At 69.2% G+C, this 18,656-nt stretch carries 14 protein-coding genes; 2 read left to right on the top strand and 12 right to left on the bottom strand.

The window, feature by feature from the left end; genetic code table 11:
- Positions 1–19 precede the first annotated feature (19 nt).
- On the bottom strand, positions 20–1,525 hold the full coding sequence (locus KBX00_RS06625) for a sugar ABC transporter ATP-binding protein (protein ID WP_210824312.1): 1,506 nt from the start codon (positions 1,523–1,525) through the stop codon (positions 20–22).
- Between the two features lie 523 nt (positions 1,526–2,048).
- Between KBX00_RS06625 and KBX00_RS06620 the strand changes: the two genes are divergently transcribed.
- Positions 2,049–5,597 (top strand): ThuA domain-containing protein, encoded by a 3,549-nt coding sequence (locus KBX00_RS06620; protein ID WP_210824311.1) that lies wholly within the window; start codon positions 2,049–2,051, stop codon positions 5,595–5,597.
- 90 nt (positions 5,598–5,687) lie between these two features.
- On the opposite strand, the gene KBX00_RS06615 is transcribed toward KBX00_RS06620, so the two are convergent.
- From KBX00_RS06615 to KBX00_RS06580, 8 genes are all read right to left on the bottom strand, one after another.
- Positions 5,688–6,665: an aldo/keto reductase gene (locus tag KBX00_RS06615; protein WP_210824309.1), complete on the bottom strand. Its 978-nt coding sequence runs from the start codon at positions 6,663–6,665 to the stop codon at positions 5,688–5,690.
- Positions 6,662–7,537 carry an amidohydrolase gene (locus tag KBX00_RS06610; protein ID WP_210824307.1) on the bottom strand — a complete coding sequence of 292 codons (876 nt, stop codon included), beginning with the start codon at positions 7,535–7,537 and terminating at the stop codon, positions 6,662–6,664. Before KBX00_RS06610 ends, KBX00_RS06615 begins: the two co-directional genes overlap by 4 nt.
- Entirely contained in the window at positions 7,534–8,295 is a 762-nt protein-coding gene (locus tag KBX00_RS06605; protein WP_210824305.1) for an SDR family oxidoreductase, read from the bottom strand. Before KBX00_RS06605 ends, KBX00_RS06610 begins: the two co-directional genes overlap by 4 nt.
- A complete protein-coding gene (locus tag KBX00_RS06600) occupies positions 8,292–9,317 on the bottom strand; it encodes a zinc-binding dehydrogenase (RefSeq protein WP_210824303.1) in 1,026 nt (341 codons plus the stop codon). The genes KBX00_RS06605 and KBX00_RS06600 overlap by 4 nt, the downstream gene beginning before the upstream one ends.
- Before the next feature lie 62 nt (positions 9,318–9,379).
- Positions 9,380–10,615, bottom strand: coding sequence for a mandelate racemase/muconate lactonizing enzyme family protein (locus tag KBX00_RS06595; RefSeq protein WP_210824302.1), 1,236 nt, complete (start codon positions 10,613–10,615; stop codon positions 9,380–9,382).
- A 1-nt stretch (position 10,616) separates the two neighbouring features.
- Positions 10,617–11,444, bottom strand: coding sequence for a carbohydrate ABC transporter permease (locus KBX00_RS06590; RefSeq protein WP_210824300.1), 828 nt, complete (start codon positions 11,442–11,444; stop codon positions 10,617–10,619).
- Positions 11,444–12,316: a sugar ABC transporter permease gene (locus KBX00_RS06585; RefSeq protein WP_307868175.1), complete on the bottom strand. Its 873-nt coding sequence runs from the start codon at positions 12,314–12,316 to the stop codon at positions 11,444–11,446. Before KBX00_RS06585 ends, KBX00_RS06590 begins: the two co-directional genes overlap by 1 nt.
- Positions 12,317–12,428: 112 nt before the next feature.
- Positions 12,429–13,583: an extracellular solute-binding protein gene (locus KBX00_RS06580; protein WP_307868174.1), complete on the bottom strand. Its 1,155-nt coding sequence runs from the start codon at positions 13,581–13,583 to the stop codon at positions 12,429–12,431.
- A 254-nt stretch (positions 13,584–13,837) separates the two neighbouring features.
- On the opposite strand from KBX00_RS06580, the gene KBX00_RS06575 reads away from it, so the two are divergent.
- Positions 13,838–14,608 carry a FadR/GntR family transcriptional regulator gene (locus KBX00_RS06575; RefSeq protein WP_301547472.1) on the top strand — a complete coding sequence of 257 codons (771 nt, stop codon included), beginning with the start codon at positions 13,838–13,840 and terminating at the stop codon, positions 14,606–14,608.
- A gap of 85 nt (positions 14,609–14,693) precedes the next feature.
- On the opposite strand, the gene KBX00_RS06570 is transcribed toward KBX00_RS06575, so the two are convergent.
- The 3 genes from KBX00_RS06570 to KBX00_RS06560 all read right to left on the bottom strand — a co-directional run bounded on the left by KBX00_RS06570 (position 14,694) and on the right by KBX00_RS06560 (position 18,610).
- Positions 14,694–16,088 carry an RICIN domain-containing protein gene (locus KBX00_RS06570; protein WP_210824292.1) on the bottom strand — a complete coding sequence of 465 codons (1,395 nt, stop codon included), beginning with the start codon at positions 16,086–16,088 and terminating at the stop codon, positions 14,694–14,696.
- Between the two features lie 365 nt (positions 16,089–16,453).
- Complete coding sequence (locus KBX00_RS06565; protein WP_210824290.1) at positions 16,454–17,557, bottom strand: glycosyl hydrolase 53 family protein; 1,104 nt, start codon at positions 17,555–17,557, stop codon at positions 16,454–16,456.
- A 189-nt stretch (positions 17,558–17,746) separates the two neighbouring features.
- Complete coding sequence (locus tag KBX00_RS06560; RefSeq protein WP_210824288.1) at positions 17,747–18,610, bottom strand: alpha/beta fold hydrolase; 864 nt, start codon at positions 18,608–18,610, stop codon at positions 17,747–17,749.
- Positions 18,611–18,656: the final 46 nt, after the last annotated feature.

Below are 18,656 nucleotides of genomic sequence, written 5' to 3'. Positions count from 1 at the left end.
GTTCGCTCGCTACGCTCGCTCACGCCGCCTCCCGTACCGTCCCGACCGCCAGGGCGAGGACGTCCTCCTCGGTGGCGCCGGCGGGCAGCTCACCGGCGACGCGGCCGTCGCGCATGACGAGGGTCCGGTCACTCATGCCGAGCAGCTCCGGCAGCTCGGAGGAGATCATCAGTACCGCCGCACCCGCCCGGGCGAGCCGACGGACGAGATCGTGGATCGCCGATTTCGCGCCCACGTCGATGCCCCGGGTGGGTTCGTCGAAGAGCAGGATCAGCGGGTCGAGCGCGAGCCACCTGGCCAGCACCACCTTCTGCTGGTTGCCGCCGGACAGAAAGCGGATCTCCTGGTCGTCACCGGCGGCCCGGACCTCCACCGCGGCGAGCAGCTCGCGGACGCGCACGGTACGCGCGGCGCGGCCCGAGCGGGCCGGGACGACCGCCCGGCTCGCGAGCAGGGCGTTGTCGAGCACGGACTGACGGGCGACGATGCCCTCGCCCTTGCGATCCTCGCTGACGTACGCGAGGCCGGCCCGCGTCGCCGCGCGCGGTGAGCGCAGCCGGACCGGTTTACCGTCGATCGTGACCACGCCGGAGGTGAACGGTTCCACTCCGAACAGCGCGCGGGCCAGCGCCGATCGCCCGGAGCCCTGCAGGCCGCCGATCCCCAGCACCTCACCGGCGCGCAGGGCCAGGTCGACATCGCGTAGTTTCCGATTGCCGCCACCGCGCACGGTGAGCCGGACCGCGCCGAGGTCTGCGGAAGCGGCCCGGTCCGGGTAGTAGCTGGACAGTTCCCGACCGACCATCTGGCGCACCACGTCCTCGGCCGTGGCGTCGGCGGTACGCATCGTCCGTACCAGCCGCCCGTCCTTGAGGACGGTGATCCGATCGGAGAGGTCGAAGACCTCGGTCAACCGGTGCGAGACGTAGAGCAGGCCGATGCCCTGCTGTTGCAGCCGTCGTACCAGGCCGTAGAGCAGTTCGACCTCGTGGTCGGCGAGCGCGGCGGTGGGCTCGTCCATGATGAGCAGGCGCGCGTCCAGAGCGAGCGCCTTGGCGATCTCCACCACCTGCTGCTGGGCGACCCCGAGGCGGCCCACCACGGCCTCGACGGGCAGTTGCGTCTCGCCGATGGTGGTGAGCAGTTCCCGGGTCCGGCTGAGCATCTGTCGCCGGTCGACGAGTCCGCGCCGCCTCGGCTCATGGCCCAGGTACACGTTCTCCGCGACGGTGCGTTCGGGCAGGAGGTTGAACTCCTGGTGGATGATGCCGATGCCGGCCCGCTGCGCGTCCCGTGGGCCGCCGAACACGCGGGGACGGCCGGCGAACTCGACGGTGCCGCCGTCCGGGGCGTAGCCGCCCGAGACGATCTTCATCAGGGTGGACTTGCCGGCACCGTTCTCCCCCACCACGGCGTGCACCTCGCCCGGAGCCACGTCGAGGTCGACACCGTCGAGGACGCGTACCCCGAAGAAGGACTTGCTGATGCCCCGCAGGGTCAGCAGCGCCGGGGGTGGAACTGACATCAAGAATCCTCACGGATAGTAATCGCCAAGGGCATCGGTGTGCCACCTCAGAATTCGCTCAAGACCGGCCGGTCACCTGGCTTTAGTTATCGGAAGCGAAGCTTCCTGTTGTCGTGCTCAAACTTTCGCTTGACATGACCGAAACATCACACGTATGAAGATAGATGCTCGGGGATGGGTACGCAATCCCCGATCTTCCCGGACTCTCGACCGGGCTGGTGGCCGGCAACGACGCCAGGTCGGGTCCACTGGGGAACACGGGTGCCCATGATCAGTCCCATCCATGTTGTCGCTAACATCAATTTATGTCCATATCAACACCAATTAGGCTCCTTGCGTCACGGGGCCCGGAACCCACTCGGGCGTGACTCTGCGTTACATCCCGCAGCGTCACGTCGGTGCGACGAACCGCGCGACGACCAGCGCGCATCCCGTCGTGCCACCCGGCACCATCCGACGTGCCGTGGGAGGCGACCGGACTCGTGGTCGCGCCCCCTGTTGCTCCACCCGACGAGGAGACGGCATGCGTCGTAAGACAGCCATCATCGGACTGATCACCGGTCTGTTACTGGCGCTCGCGCTGGTCCAGCCGGCATCAGCGGCTCCGGAGTTCCGCGCCCTGTTGTTCACCAAGACCACCGGCTACCGGCACGACTCGATCCCGGCCGGGGTCTCGATGTTTCAGCAGCAGGCCGCGTCCGACAATTTCGAACTGGTACACAGTGAGGACTCCAGCGTCTTCACCGCAGCGAACCTGGCCACCTTCGATGTCCTGATCATGTTCCAGACGTCCGGCATGGTGTGGACCTCGGCCAGCCAACGCCAGGCGGTGGAGGGCTACCTGGCCAGCGGCAAGGGCATCGTGGCCATCCACAACGCCACCGACATGGGGATCGAGGGCGAATACCCCTGGTGGGACCAGACCATCAACGCGGGTGCGCACATGCCGGAGCACTCCCCCGGCGTCCTGCCCGGCACCGCAATCGTCGCCGACAAGAAGCACCCGTCGACGGCCAGCCTGCCGGATCGCTGGAACCGCAGCGAGGAGTGGTACAACTTCGACAAGAACCCGCGCGGTGAGGTGCACGTCCTGGTCACCGCCGACGAACGCACGTACAACCCGGGCCCCCGGGCGATGGGCTCCGACCACCCGATCTCCTGGTGCCGGAACACCGGCGGTGGCCGGGTCTGGGCCACCGCGATGGGCCACGCCGCGGCGTCCTACAGCGAGACCCACTTCCGCAACCATGTCCTCGGCGGCGTGAAGTGGGCCGCCGGCAACGAGCCGGGCGACTGTGGTGGCACCGTCTGGGGCAACTTCGAGAAGCGGACCCTCGACAGCAACACCGTCGACCCGATGGCGCTGGCGGTGGCGCCCGATGGGCGGGTGCTCTACGTCCAGCGTGGCGGCCAGGTCAAGATCTTCAAGCCGAGCACCAACAGCACCGTGACCGCCGGCACGCTCAGCGTCTACACCGGCGGTGAGGACGGGCTGACCGGGCTGGCCCTGGACCCGGACTTCGCCAGCAACGGGTACGTGTACCTGTACCACGCGCCGGCCAGCAGCTCGACCGACGTCAACCGGGTCTCCCGCTACACGCTCAACGGCGACACGTTGAACATGTCCAGCGGGGTGACCATCATCGACATCCCGGCCTACCGGGACCGGACGTACCCCGAGCCGGGCCACACCGGTGGGTACATCGCCTTCGGGCCCGACGGCAACCTCTACATCGGCACCGGCGACGACGTCGCGCCGAATCTCGACCCGAACTGGCAGGGCTACGCCCCGCTGGACTGGCGCCCGGGCAAGCACATGCTCGACTCGGCGCGTACCGCCGGCAACACCAACGACCTGCGCGGCAAGCTGCTGCGCCTCCGCCCCTCCGCCGGCGGTGGCTACACCGTGCCGTCGGGCAACCTCTACCCCCAGGGGACGGCGCAGACCCGGCCCGAGATCTACGCGATGGGCTTCCGCAACCCGTTCCGCTTCTCCATCGACCCGGCCAACGGCTGGGTCTACCTGGCCGACTACGGACCGGACCGGAACCCGCCGACCACCAACCGGGGCCCCGAGGGCCTCGTCGAACTCAACGTGATCAAGACGCCGGGCAACTACGGCTGGCCGTTCTGCCACGGCGACAACCAGCCGTACGCGCCGTACAACCCGGACACCGGCCAGGTCGGTGCCAAATTCAACTGCGCCGCACCGGTCAACAACTCGCCCAACAACACCGGCCTGACCAACCTCCGGCCGGTCGTCGCACCCAACCTGTGGTACGGCTACGGCGCGTCGCAGAACTTCCCGGAGGTGGGCTCGGGCGGCTCGGCACCGATGGGCGGACCGGTCTACCGCTACGACCCGGAGAACCCGTCGGCGACCAAGTTCCCGCCGTACTACGACGGCGTGCACTTCTTCTACGAGTGGTCGCGTGACTACATCAAGGAGATGCACTTCGACTCGGCGTCCGCGGTCACCCGGACCAACCCGTTCCTGCCCGGCACCCGGTTCAACAGCCCGATGGACCTCGAGTTCGGCCCGGACGGCTCGCTCTACCTGCTGGAGTGGGGCACCAACTTCGGTGGCGGCAACAGCGACTCCGGTCTCTACCGGATCGACTACGTCCAGGGTGGCCGGTCACCGATCGCCAAGGCCACCGGCACGCCGACCAGCGGCAACGCCCCGTTGACCGTGCAGTTCTCCAGCGCCGGGTCGGCCGATCCCGACCCCGGTGACACGATCAGCTACCAGTGGACGTTCGGCGACGGCACCACCTCGACGGCGGCCAACCCGTCGAAGGTCTACACCAGCAACGGCAACTACACGGCGCAGCTGAAGGTCACCGACAGCTCGGGCAAGACCGCCTTCGCCAACGTGCCGATCACCGTCGGCAACACCGCTCCGGTGGTCACCATCACCACGCCGGCCAACGGTGGCATGCTCACCTTCGGCGACCGGGTGTCGTACCAGATCACCGTCACCGACCCGGGCGGCGCGGCGATCGACTGCAGCAAGGTCTTCCTCAACCCGGCGCTCGGGCACGACGACCACGCGCACGAGACCACCGACTACGCCGGCTGTTCCGGGACCATCCCCACCGACCTGCTCGGCGGGCACCCGGACGGCGCCAACCTGTTCTACGTGCTCAACGCGCGGTACACCGACAACGGTGGCGCGGGCGGCGCAGCCCCACTCACCGGCCGTGCCCAGGTGATCCTCCAACCCAAGCACAAGCAGGCCGAGTACTACAGCAGTCAGTCCGGCACCCGGGTCATCGACCAGGCTGGCGCGGAGAGCGGCAAGCGCATCGGGGACATCTCCAACAACGACTGGGTGGCGTTCACCCCGATGAGCCTGTCCGGCATCAACACCGTGAGCTACCGGCTGTCGTCGCCCTCCGGCGGCGGATCGATCGAGTTGCGGGCCGGATCGCCGACCGGCACGCTGCTGGCCACCACTCCGGTGCCGAGCACCGGCGGCTGGGACAACTACCAGTCCACGCCGCCGGTGAACGTCACGCCCCTCGCCGGCACCCACACCCTGTACCTGGTGTTCAAGAACAGCGCCAACAACTGGTTCGACCTCGACTCGCACACCTTCGGTGGTCCGGGAGTGGGCGTCGGTGACAGCGGGGGCGGGATAGCCGGCCGCACGTGGACGCTCACCGCACAGCACAGCAACAAGCTGATGGACGTCAGCGGTGTCTCCACCGCCGACGGCGCGCAGATCCACCAGTGGGCGTCCACCGGTGGCAACAACCAGAAGTGGCAGGCGGTCGACGCCGGTGGCGGCGCCGTCTATCTCCGGGCCGTGCACAGCAACAAGTGCGCGGAGGTCACCGGTGGCTCCACCACCCCCGGCGCCTTCCTCCAGCAGGCCACCTGCAACAACGGCAACCAGCAGAAGTTCACCGTCGCGTCCACCGGTACCACCGGGGTCTACACGGTGAAGAGCGTGCTGAGCGGGCTCTGCATCGATGTCAACGGTGGTGCCACCACCGACGGTGCCCGCCTGTTGCAGTGGACCTGCCACAGCGGCACCAACCAGCAGTGGCGGTTCAGCCTGGCCTGACCGTCGCGACCACCGCGACCGTCAAGGACGCCTCGGTCGGGATCGGTTCCGAGCAGCGGAGCCGGTCCCGACCCGGGACGTGCGCAGCGGTCATCCTGCCCGGAGCAGCCCGGCGCTGGCCAGCGACTGCCACAGCTCATCGGGCACCACCGCCGCCGAGCGCCGTACGGTCTCCGCCATCTGCGTGCCGTTGCGGACACCGACCACCGTCGATACCACGGCCGGATGCCGACGGACGAAGGCCAGTGCCGCCTCCGGCAGGGTGACACCGTGCGCGTCGCAGACCTCGGCGATCCGGCGCGCCCGGTCGATCAGCTCCGGCGGCGCCTGCTGGTAGTTGTAGAACGAGTCAACGGGCGGGTGGTCCCGGGACAACAGTCCCGAGTTGTAGACACCGGCGATCACCACGCCCACGCCCCGGCTCTGCGCGAGCGGCAACAGGTCGCCGGCCGCGCCCTGTTCGAGCAGGGTGTACCGGCCGGCGCACATCATCACGTCCACGTCGGTCTCCCGGACGAACCGGGCGAGCATCGCCGACTGGTTCATGCCGGCCCCGATCGCGCCAACCACGCCCTGGTCGCGCAGCTCGGCAAGGGCGGGCACGGCCTCGGCGGCGGCCTGCTCCCAGTGGTCGTCGGGGTCGTGCAGGTAGGCGATGTCGATCCGATCCAGGCCGGTACGCTCCAGGCTGGCTTCGATGCACCGGCGCACCCCGTCGCGGCTGAAGTCCCACACCCGGCGATGGCTCGCGGGTACGTCGAAGCCCTCGGGGTCGCGCCGGTGCGCGTCCTGCGGCGACGGCTCCAGCAGTCGCCCCACCTTCGTCGACACCACGTACTCGTCGCGTGGTCGGTGCCGCAACGCGCTGCCCAGGCGATGCTCGGACAGCCCGAGACCGTAGTGCGGCGCGGTGTCGAAGTACCGCACGCCCGCCGCCCAGGCGGTGTCGACCGCGGCGGCGAACTCCTCGTCCGTGGTCGTCCGGTACAGGTTGCCACCCTGGGCCGCGCCGAAGCCCAGCTCGGTGAGGCCGATCGCCGGCCGGCGCGGCAGCGCGCGCTTCCTCATGACGCTTCCAACCGGTAGCAACGCCGAGCGGTACCTGCCCAGAACGCCGCGCGGTCGGTCGGGTCGAGGTCGCCCAGCAACTCGGTGACCGCCGCCACCCAGCGGGCGTACGAGGTGGCGAGCAGGGACACCGGCCAGTCCGATCCGAACATCAGCCGCTGCGGGCCGAACACGTCGAGTGCGTGGTCCACGGCGGGTCGGAGATCGGCCACCGCCCAGGGTGACCGGGGCACCTCGGTCGTCAGGCCGGACACCTTGGCGGTCGTGTTCGGCGCTTCGGCGAGAGCCCGTAGGTCTCGCTTCCAGTGATCGAACTCCGGGGTGCCCAGCGCGGGCTTGCCAAGGTGGTTCAGGACGAAGCGCACCTCGGGCAGGTCGTGCGCCAACCGGGCGGCCATGGGCAACTGGTGTTGCCGGACCAGCAGGTCGAAGACCAGGCCGGCGGCGCCGACCGCGGCGATGCCCCGGCGGACGTCCGGTCGGTCCAGGTAGGCCGGGTCGGTCTCGCTCTGCACGAGGTGACGGATGCCGGCCAGGTGTTGCCCGCCGGGGGCCGCGCGCAGCCGGTCGAGGCGGTCGGCCACGTCGTCGGCCGTCAGGTCGACCCAGCCGACGACGCCACCGACCAGGACGTCGTCGGCCGCGACCCGGAGCAGGTCCACGGTCTCCCGCGCCGAGGCGATGGACTGCACGACGACGGTGCTGGTGACACCCACCGCCCGGGCCAGCGGGGCCAGGTCGGCCAGCTCGAAGTCGGCGTCGATGGCCGCCATGGTCACCGGATCGATCCACGGCTGCGGATGCCGGGCCCGGACCCACAGGTGGTGGTGGGCGTCGACGATGCCGGCCGCCCCCGGAGTCGCGTCGGTCATCGGCCCAACCACCCTCCGTCGACCGGCAGCACGATCCCGTTGACGTAGTCGGAGGCCGCCGACGCCAGGAACACGGTGGCGCCACCGAGGTCATCGGCGGCACCCCACCTGCCGGCCGGAATCCGGGCGAGGATCGCCTGGTCGCGCTCGGGATCCTCGCGCAGCGCCCGGGTGTTGTCGGTGGCGATGTAACCGGGGGCGATCGCGTTCACGTTCACCCCGTGCACCGCCCACTCGTTCGCCAGGGCCTTGGTGAGACCGGCCACGCCCGACTTCGAGGCGGCGTACCCGGGCACCGTGATGCCGCCCTGGAAGCTGAGCAGGGACGCGGTGAAGATTATTTTCCCGTGGCCCCGCTGCACCATCGTCCGACCGATCTCCCGACTCAGCACGAACTGGCTGTTCAGGTTCACCTCGATCACATGGTCCCAGAGGTCGTCGGGGTGGTCGACGGCCGGGGCCCGGGCGATCGTGCCGCCGTTGTTGACCAGAATGTCGATCGGTCCGAGCGCGATCAGCTCGCCGGCCAGCCGGCGCACGGCCGTACGATCGGCCAGATCGGCGCGCAGCGGGGTGAACCGTCGACCGGTGGCCCGCACCCGGCGCGCCACCTCGCTCTCCTCGGGCTCCAGGTGCGCGGAGACACCCACGACGTCGGCGCCGGCCCGGGCCAGCGCCTCGGCCATGGCCAGGCCGATGCCCCGCCGAGCACCGGTGACCACGGCGGTCCGTCCGGACAGGTCGAACGGGTTCCTCACCGGTCATCCTCCCGCCAGTCCAGCAGCACCTTCATCACACCGCCACCCTCCAGCGCGCTGAACGCCGCGGTCGCCGCCTCCGGTGCCTCGACCCGGGAGATCAGCTGCCGCGCCGGTATCGTGCCGGAGGCGACCAGCCGGATCGCCTCGGCCATGTCGTCGCGTTGGTACAGGCGGGCGCCGAGCAGCTCCAGCTCACGCCAGAAGAACCGGTGCAGGTTCACCTCCCGGGGGCGGGGATGGATCGCCACCATCACCAGCCGACCCCGGACGGCCAGCACCTCGACCGCGGTGGTGACACCCGCCGCGGCGCCGGAGACCTCGAAGGCGACGTCGGCACCCGCGCCGTCGGTCCGGTCGGCGACCAACGCCGCCACGTCGACCGCGGCCGGGTCGACCGCCTCGATGCCGATGTCGCCCGCCACGGCGCGCCGCGTCGGGTCCGGCTCGACGAGCAGTACCCGCGCACCGCGGCCCTGGGCGACGGTGCCGATGAGCACCCCGATCGGCCCGCCGCCGACGACCACCACGTGATCGCCGGAGGCCACCTCGCCACGCCGTACGTCGTGCACGGCGACGGCCACCGGTTCGACGAGTGCGCCCTGGTCGAGCGGCAGATCCTCGGGCAGCGGCAGGACCAGATCCGCCGGCACGTTCCAGGCGGACTGCATGGCGCCGGGCGAGTCGATGCCGAGGAAGTTCATGGCGTGGCAGATGTGCGAGTTGCCGCGCCGGCAGGCGGCACACCGCCCGCACCACCTGGTGGGCAGCACCGTCACCGGCTGCCCGACGGACCAACCGGTGACGCCCTCGCCCAGCGCCGCGACCCGCCCGGACATCTCGTGCCCGATGATGGCGGCGGCACCGACCCGGGAGTCCATGTCCCCGTGGTAGATGTGCAGGTCGGTGCCGCAGATCCCGGTGTAGGCCACCGAGATGCCCAGTTCGCCGGGCCCGGGTGCCGTCGGCTCACGTTCCTCGATTCCGAGGCGCCGTGCTCCCCGGTAGACCACTGCCTTCATCGATCCTCCGTATCAACGGCCGCACGTCGCTCGTGCCGCCGGCCACCACCGTGGGGTCCGTGTCAGTGACGTCCGGTCGGCGACACCTGGTTGCTGTTGTGTGCCGGGGGGACGGCTTTGACCAGTGGGAAGCCGGTGGCGGGCAGAACACCGTCGGTCGCGGCCAGCAGCCGACGGCCGGCCTGCTCCGGCCGGACGTTCGGGCCGTCGACCGCCGGTGCCTGCGGGTGCCGCTCCATGGTCCGGATCCGCTGTTCGTCCACCCGGAGACCGAGTCCGGGTGAGTCGCCCAGGACGAAGAACCCGTCCTCGACGTGCACGTCGGCGGAGACGCCGACCGGCGGCCAGAGGTCCTGCAACTCGCTGGTCAGGTGGTTCGGCACCGAGGTGGCCGCGTGCAGCAGTCCGAGCGGGCTGTTGCCGATCGGGCTGACCGGCAGGTCGTAGGCGTGCGCCAGGGCGGACACCCGCAGGAAGTGGGTTACTCCCCCGATCGCGGAGGTCTGGACGACGTCGACCGCGCCGGCGGCGATCAGCGGACGGTACTGCTCCAGCCCGGTGAGGTTCTCTCCGGTGGCGACGGAGGCCCGCACTCCCCGGCCGACGGCGGCGAGTCCTTCGGCGTCCCAACGCCGAACCGGCTCCTCGATCCAGATGAGGTCGAGGGTGCGTTCGAGTTCGCACACGTGCCGGACGGCCTGCTTGCGGGTCCACGCCTCGTTGACGTCGAGCATCAGACCCGGCCGCAGTCCGTGGCCGGTCTCGGTCAGGATCTCCTTGACCAGGTGGAGCCGGTGTCGGTCGTGCTCGATGTCGAGTCCGCCCTTGAGCTTGGCGGCCCGCAGGCCGTGCTCGGCGTAACGGGTGTACGCCGAGACGAGTTCCTCATCGGTCAGGGCGATGTCGAGTCCGGACGCGTACGCCGGCACCCGTCGGTCGCGTCCGCCCAGCAACCGCCACAGCGGCTGGCCGGCCGCCTGTGCCTTGATGTCCCACAACGCGGTGTCGAGTGCGCCGATGGTGCCGAACACCGGGCCGGCGTGACCGGCCTTGAAGGTGTGTCGCAGCATGCGGTCGTAGAGCGTGGTCACCGCCCGGGGGTCTTCACCGTCGATGGCCGCGAAGATCTGCTCGATCTCGACGTGCGGGCCGATGCCGACGCCCGAGAGCCCCTCGTCGGTCTCCACGACGACGATCGGCACCGGGACCCTCCCGTCGGCGAAGACGCCGTTGGCGTCGCCGACCGGGCGCCCCCATTCGTGCACCGTGGTGAGCGTCCGATATCCGGTGATGCGCATGTCAGCCCTTCGTGGAGCCGGCGGCGACGCCGTCGGCAATCTGGCGCTGGAGGAAGAGGTAGACCACCAGGACCGGCAACGCGGCGATCAGTACCCCCGAGGCGAAGGTGGGAATGTCGTCGGAGTACTGGCCGCGCAGCGAGGTCACGCCGACCATGAGCGTTCGGTGGTCCGCCGACGGCATCATCACCAGCGACATCAGGACGTCGTTCCAGCAGAACAGCGCATTGAGGATGCCGACCGACAGCAGTGCCGGGGTGCCCAGCGGCAGCATGATCCGGCGGTACACGCCGTACACGCTGTTGCCGTCGATCCGGGCCGCGTCGATGACCTCACGCGGGATGGTCTTGTAGTAACTCGTCATCAGGAAGACGGTGAAGGGCAGGAACTGGGCCACGAAGACCAGGACCAGTCCGGGGTACGTGTCGATCAGGGCGGTGTCGGCCATGATCCGGGCGAGCGGGACCATGATCACCTGGAACGGCACGAAGAGGCCCGCGAGGCAGCCCAGGAACAGCGCCGAGGAACCACGGAAGCGGAGCTGGCTCAGCGCGAAGCCGGCCATCGACCCGAGCAACAGCAGCAGGACGACCGACGACGTCACCACTATCAGGGAGTTGAGAAAGTACCGGTCCATGCCGACGCTGTTCCACGCAGCGCTGATGTTGTCCCAGCGCAGGGTGTCGGTCAGGGAGAACCGGTCGAGGATGTAGTCGCGGCGGGTCTTCATCGCCACGTTGACGGTGAACAGCAGTGGGTAGATCGTCGCCAGCGCGAGCAGCGACATCGGGATGGCCAGCAGCCACCGGCTCAGGCGTATCCGGGACATCAGTCCTCCCCTCCCGCCCGCCGGAGCAACTTCACCTGGAGCAGCCCCACGACGAGCATGATCACGAAGAGCACCGTCGACGCGGCCGAGGCGAGGGCGGGCCGATTCATCTGGCCCTGCTGGATCCAGATGTAGTACTCCGGGAGGTACGTGGACCCCTCCGGCCCGCCGCTGGTCATCACGTAGAGCAGGCCGAACATCGAGGTCAGCATCCCGACCATGGTGGTCACGGCGACGAACGCGATGGTGCGGGACAGCCCCGGGACGATCACGTGCCGGATGACCTGGGGCAGCGACGCACCGTCCACCCGGGCCGCGTCCAACAGCGCGGCGTCCAGGGTCGCGAAGCCGGCCAGGAACACCACGAGCGCCATTCCGAAGGTGGCCCAGATGTGTACGCCGACCACCACGAACATCGCGACGTCGGGGTTTCCGAGCCAGTCCACCGGGCTGATGCCGACCGCCCCGAACACGGCGTTGACGGGGCCGTCGAAGGCGAGCAGCAGGTTGAAGATCGCGCCGACGATCACCGGTGAGAGCACCGCCGGGAAGAAGTAGACGCTGCGGTAGAAGCGATGTCCGGGCACCTTGAGGTAGATGAAGGTCGCGAGCAGCCCGGGGATCGCCACCGCCACCGGGAGCAACAGCACCAGCAGTCCGACGTTGCCCAGCGCCGTGCGGAACAACGGGTCATCGATCAACTCAAGGTAGTTGTCCAGGCCCACCGTCTGACCGTTGCGCTCGCCGTCCCCGGTGAAGGAGAAGTTGACGCCGAGCAGCAACGGGTACAGCCGCAGCACCACGATGATCAGAATGGCGGGTGCGACCAGGACGTAAGGGGCGAAGCGCTCGGCCCGCGATCCGCCGCGCACGGGCCGTGACCCGGTGCCACGGCGAGCGCCCGCGGGCCGAACCGCCGCCCCGTCGGTCCGTCCGGGGGGAACCGGACGGACCGACGGCTCTGCGTTTCCGATTGGCACGAAATCAGCCCGCCTGGTCGGAAGCTGCCAGCTGCTTCACCGCCTCGTCGACGCTGATCGAGCCGCTCAGCAGCTGCTGGGAGACCCGTCCCATCAGGTCCAGGGTCTTCGAGGAGAGCGCCACGTGCAGGGCGGGCTTACCGCTCTGCAGTGCGGCGACGATCGTGGCGGCGGCCGGACCGGCCTGCGACACGTCGATGGTGGTGTCGGCGGCGATGGCACCGGCGTCGGCGTAGAACGCCTGCAGCGCCCCGGTCGAGGTCAACGATCGCACCAGGTCGGCGGCAACCTTGGGATCCTTGGTCCACTTCGCCACCCCGTACCCGATGCCGCCGTCGTAGGCCAGGCTCGGCGTGGTGCCGGCGGTGACCACCGGAGCGTTCATCACGCCGAGCTTCTCGGGCGTGAGGAACTCGTTGAAGTCCTTCCAGTGCCCGACGTCCGACATCAGCCCGATGACGTGCGCGGCCTTGCCGGACTGGAAGAGCGCGAACGAGTCGTTGAACATCGCGGTCGAGTTGGCGCCTTCGTTGTTCAGACCGGCGTCGCCAGCTTCCTTCCAGAGCTCGAAGATCCGCTTCACGTTCGGCGAGTTCCAGTCGCGCTTGCCGGCGATCCAGTCGTCGTACTCCTGGGCGGTGAGGATGCCGGAGCCCAGGGCCGACATCCAGAACTGGATTCCGGCGCCCTCCTTGTTGCCCAGGGCGAAGCACTTGGCGCCGGCCTTGCCGATGGCGGCGCAGTCGGCGAGGAACTTGTCCCAGGTGGTGGCGGGGCTTGCCGGATCAAGTCCGGCCTTCTCGTAGAGCGCCTTGTTGTAGTAGATGGGATGACCCTGCAGCGTCACCGGACTGGCGTAGACCTTGCCGTCCTTACTGAAGGCGTCCCAACCGGCAAGTCGCTGCTTGTCCTCGGCCACGTACTCGTCCAGCGGCACCAGCGCGTCGACCCGGTCCCGGATCTGGCCGCCACCGTTGAACAGCATCACGTCCGGGCCCTTGCCGGACTGGATGGCCGCGCCGAGCAGCGTGTAGTACTGGTCGAACGGCTGCGCGACGAACTCGACCGTGACGTCGGGATGCTTGGTGGCGAAGTCGGCCTTCGCCTTCTCGATGTACGGCGCGGCGGAAGGCTCACCGGACTTCCAGTCCCACACCACCAGCTTGTCCGTGGAGCCACCGGACGAGGAGCCAGTGTCGCTGGCACTTCCGCAACCTGCCGTCGCCAGTCCCACAACGAGGACGGCTGACCACAATGCTCGTTGTTTCATCGTTGTTCACCTCTGAAGGGAGTGGCTGACGGCCTGCCGCAGCCAACGTGATCAAGAACGTAACTCGTATGACGTCTGACGTCAACAGTCAGCCGTACACTGGCCGTGGACGTCGTGGCACGACGAGCCAATCGGAGGGGGACATGACACCATCGCAGGAGACGGCCCTGGAAAAGCTGGCCTCCCCGGCCTGGTCGCGCCGCCCCACCAACCTCGCCACGGCGGTCACCGCCGAGCTGGTGGAACGCATCGTCCGCGGGGTGCATCCGTCGGGCACGGCGTTGCCCCCCGAGCCGGTGCTCTGCGAGACCTTCTCCGTCAGTCGGACCGTCGTCCGGGAGGCGGTGAAGATCCTCCAGGAGAAGGGTCTGGTGCAGGTCCGTCAGGGTGCCGGCACCATGGTCACCCCGCAGTCGATGTGGGACATGCTCGACGAACTCGTCCTCGGGGCCACCATCGCCGAGGACGACAGCCTTTCCATCCTCGACGACGTGGTGGTGACCCGGCGGCTGCTGGAGTCCGACATGGCACACGTCGCCGCCCGGGTCGCCGGTGAGGAGACCGTGGACCGCCTGCGCGCCCTGGTCGACCGGATGGACGAGCTCGTCGGCGACACCGTGGCCTACCACGAACTCGACCGTGCCTTTCACGACACCGTCATGCAGGCGTCCGGGAACCGCATCGCTCGTGGCGTCGTGCAGGCGCTGGAGAGTCAGGTCGTGAACACGGCGCGCTACACCGGCCGCACCGAGCGGTCGCTCTGCGTCGCCTCCAACCGTGGACACCGACGTGTCTACGAGATGATCGCCGCCCACGACCCGCAAGGGGCCGCGGCGGCGATGTTCACCCACATCACCGAGGCCTGGGTGGTCCGCCGCAGCGGCTCGGGCAAGCCGGACCGCCTGCAACGCTGACCTCGGACACGACGGGTCGGCGGGCCCGGCCTCCTGGCTCCCACTGCCGCCAGGAGGCCGAGACCCACCGTCGCGTTCGGCCAAGTCAGGAGAACTGGGCGAAGAATCGCCAGATCTCACCCTTGGTCCAGGTGGTGATGCCACTCTCGGCGTACGTCCCGTCCACCGGCCCGGGCATGTGCCCGTTGTCGAAGGCCGCCCACTGTACGGGGTAGCCGGACCGGCAGCCGGAGTAGGCCGTGGTGATGTGCGTACGGCTGCCCGATCCCGGCTCCGGCGGGTTCTGGGCGTTGCACCCGTTGTTCCGGACGAAGGTGTCACGCAGCCCTCGGCCCTGGCCGATGCTGAGGACGTTGTCCGAGATGCCGTGCAGACCGAAGTACGCGATCGGCTGGGTACCGCCACTGCAACCGCTGATCTGCGCACCCGCGATCACGGCGACCGCCCGGAAGACGGTGGCCCGCGCGCAGGCGAGGGCGTAGCTCATGCCACCGCCCCAGCTGAAGCCGAGGGCGAAGCGCTGTCTCGGGTTGACGCACAGGTCGCTCTCGATCCGACGGATCATGTCGTCTACGAAGGTGACGTCCTCGCCGCCGGCGTTGCCCCAACCGTTACCGAGCCCCTGCGGCGCGACCAGGATCGCGCTGTTGTTCGACTGCTCCTGCTGGCCGTAGTAGGACCAGGCGCTCCCGCTGGTGCCACCGGAGGAGATCTCCTGCATGGTGCCACCGCGCCAGTGGAAGGCGAAGATCAGCCGGTAGGCGTTGGCGTTGTTGTAGTTGGCCGGCAGGCGCAGGATGAACTGGCGGCTCTTGCCGTTGCTCTGGATCGTGTGCGTGCCGTTGTAAAGGGTCGGGGCCTTGCCGCACCCGGTGCCGCCGGTCGGTGGTGGCGACGTGGGGCCGCCCCCGTCGACCCGGGCCAGTTGCCACTGCTGGTTGGCGCCGTTCCAGTCGGCGTACTGCACGATGTTCGCACCGTCCGCCGTCGCGGCACCCTGCACCTCGACGACCTTGTTGCTGTGCCGACTGACCAACCGGACGTGACCACCGTCGGAGTCGGCCAACCGGAACTGCTGATTCGCACCGTTGTGATCAGACCACTGCACGATCGCCGCGCCATCCGCCGTCGACGCATTCGACACGTCCAGAACCTTGCCCGAATGCCGCGACTTCAGCCGGTAGTAGCCACCACCGGAGTCCACGAACTGCCACTGCTGATTCGCGCCGTCGTTACGAGTCCACTGACTGATCCGCGCACCGTCGTTGGTCGCCAGACCGTACACATCCAACGCCTTGCCACTGTTGCGGTTGACCAGCACGTACCAGGCGTTGGGGTCCACGGTCGCCGCCGCTGCCGGCGCCGCGTTCACCACCACGAGCGCGCTCGCCGCCAGGACCGCGGCGGCCGCCGCGGCCACTCCCGGCCGCCAACCGCGTCTGGATGGGGAGGCGGGACGAGCCTCACCGATGGCCTTCATGGTCCACTCCTTCGATCGGGGTCATCCACGCACAGCTGGTGGATGCCCGGGCGGATGTGCCGGCGTCAGGTGGTGGCGTCCAGCACGGTGGGGTGGTGCGGAAGATCGGTCACCAGGAACCGCCGGCCAGCGTGACGACGCGCCCACGGTCGCGACTGGCCGGCGCGGGACCACGGCGGTGAATCGGGCTCCCGGCAGCCACAAGACCCCGCTCGTGACAGCGAAGTTAGCGTTAACGACGTCATACGTCAAACGACTGAGGTCTATTTGTCGGCCCGCCTTCGAACCCCCGGTCCGGGCCCGCCCGAGGCCACGGAACACCTCGTTCACCGGGCCCGGTGGCGACTCCCGGGCCCGGACGACGGTCATGGCGTCCAGTACACGTGCGGGTTCACCCGCCCGAACCAGTCGAAGACGGCCATGTTGTCCCAGCCGTTGCCGGTTCCGTTGATGTCCGCCGGATCCCACCCGTTGCCGCGCACCGCGTGCCAGGTCGGCTCCCAGTAGAAGACGCCCACCGCACCGGCGTTGCGCGCGGTGTTCTGCACCCAGCTGAACTGTTGCGCCTGTCCGGCCCAGGTGGTCGGAATGTTGTCGCAGCGCGCGGTTCCCGAGATCACGTTCGGCTGGTGGTCGGCGTCGGCCGTGGTGAACGGGTACGCCGTCTCGGCGATCACCACCGGTTTGCCGTACCGCGACCGCACGTCGGCGATCACGTTGTAGAGGTTTGCCAGGGTGCCGTGCCACATGCAGTAGTAGGACAGGGCGGTGACGTCCCAGCGGACTCCCTGTGCCCGGATCCCGTCGTAGAACCAGCGGGCGTTGGCATTGCTGTCGGCGTTCGCCGTGTGGATCCACACCTGGGTGCCGCCGTGGCACGCCTTGGTGGCCTGGTAGCCCTGCTTGAGCAGACTCGCCAACGGGGCGAAGTCGTTGTTGACCACCTGCCCGGCCGGCCAGAGCATCCCCACGTTGATCTCGTTGCCGATCTGCACCGCGTCCGGCGTGGTGCCCTGCGCCTTCAACGCGGTGCACACGTCGTAGGTGTAGTTGTAGACATCGGCCTGCAACTGGCTCAGCGAGTGGTCGGCCCAGGCTGCCGGCGGATACTGCTTGCCCGGATCGGCCCAGGTGTCCGAGTAGTGGAAGTCGATCAGCAGCTTGAAGCCCTTGGCCTTGATCGTCCTGGCCTGCTGGAGCACCTTGGCCTTGTTGTTGTAGCCGCTGGCCGGGTTGTTCCAGACGCGCAGCCGCAGATAGTTGACGCCCTTCGAGGCGAGGATGTCGTAGGGGTCGGCGGGCGCGCCGGAGGCGTTGTAGTAGCGGGCACCGAGGTCGAGGCTGCGTTGCAGCGAGGAGACGTCCGCGCCACGCATGGTGAGAGTGTTCGCTGCCTGTACGGGGGCGGTCAGGGCCAGCGGGGCCGCGAGGACGACCACCGCCGCGAGGACCCGGAGGGACGGTTTCATGGCGCTCCTTCACATCCGCGGGATGCGGGTGCCCGACGGGTTCGGGCACGTCCGGCGGGTCTGCCGGACGGTCTCGGAACCAGGTGAGGTGGTGATTGATGTCGATGCATCAAGCCTGACAGCAAGAGTGGCCCACACCGGTGCCGCGGCACCAGCCCTGATCGTCGACACGCGGTGGCGACGCGGCGGTCAGGCGAGAAAGTGGCACAAGGCGGCGGTCAGGTCGTCGGGGTTCTCCTCGGCGACGTGGTGTCCGGACTCGATCGGGTGGCCACGCAGATCGTCGGCCCAGGTGCGCCACACGGCGAGCGGGTCGCCGTACAGATCCTCCAGGTCGTCCCGGGTCGACCAGAGCAGCAGGGTAGGACACCGGACCGTATGACCGGCTCGCCGGTCGGCCTCCTCGTGCGCCCGGTCGACCCCGAGGCCGGCGCGGTAGTCCTCCAGCATCGCCCGCACGGTCGCCGGGTCGTGGATGGCCTGCCGGAACTCCCGGTGGTTGTCGATTCCCATCCGGTCCGGTCGCGCCTTGTCGCCGTACCAGGCGTCGGGATCGGCGCCGATGGCCCGTTCCGGCTTGTCCGGCTGGGCGAAGAAGAACCAGTGGTACCAGTTCCGGGCGAACGCCGCGTCGCACCTGGCGAGGGCCTCGCTGATGGGTACGCCGTCGATGACCACCAGCCGGCTGACGGTGTCGGGATGGTCGAGCGCCAGGCGTAGCGCCACGTAACAACCGCGATCGTGCCCGACAACGGCGAACGTCGCATGGCCGAGTGCGCGCATGAGTCGGACCATGTCCGCCGCCACCACGCGCTTGGACTGCTGGGAGTGATCCGGCAGGATCCGCGCCTTGCCGGACTGGCCGTAGCCCCGCATGTCGGGGCAGACCACGGCGAACCCCCGATCCACCAGCCTCGGGGCGACCCGGTGCCAGGTCGATCCGGTACGCGGATGTCCGTGGACGAGCAGGACGGCGGGGCCGCGTCCGGCATGCCGGACGCGCAGTTCCACCTCGCCCACGTCGACCCGCTCGTCGGTGAAGCCGTCGAACATGTGCCTCCAGTACCCAGGTCGGCCCACGTCAACCGACGGTCCGAGA

The organism is Micromonospora sp. C95 (assembly GCF_018070465.1).
Taxonomy (GTDB): domain Bacteria; phylum Actinomycetota; class Actinomycetes; order Mycobacteriales; family Micromonosporaceae; genus Micromonospora.
Note: the sequence above shows the minus strand (reverse complement) of the source record. Positions and strands in the feature narration are given on the sequence as shown.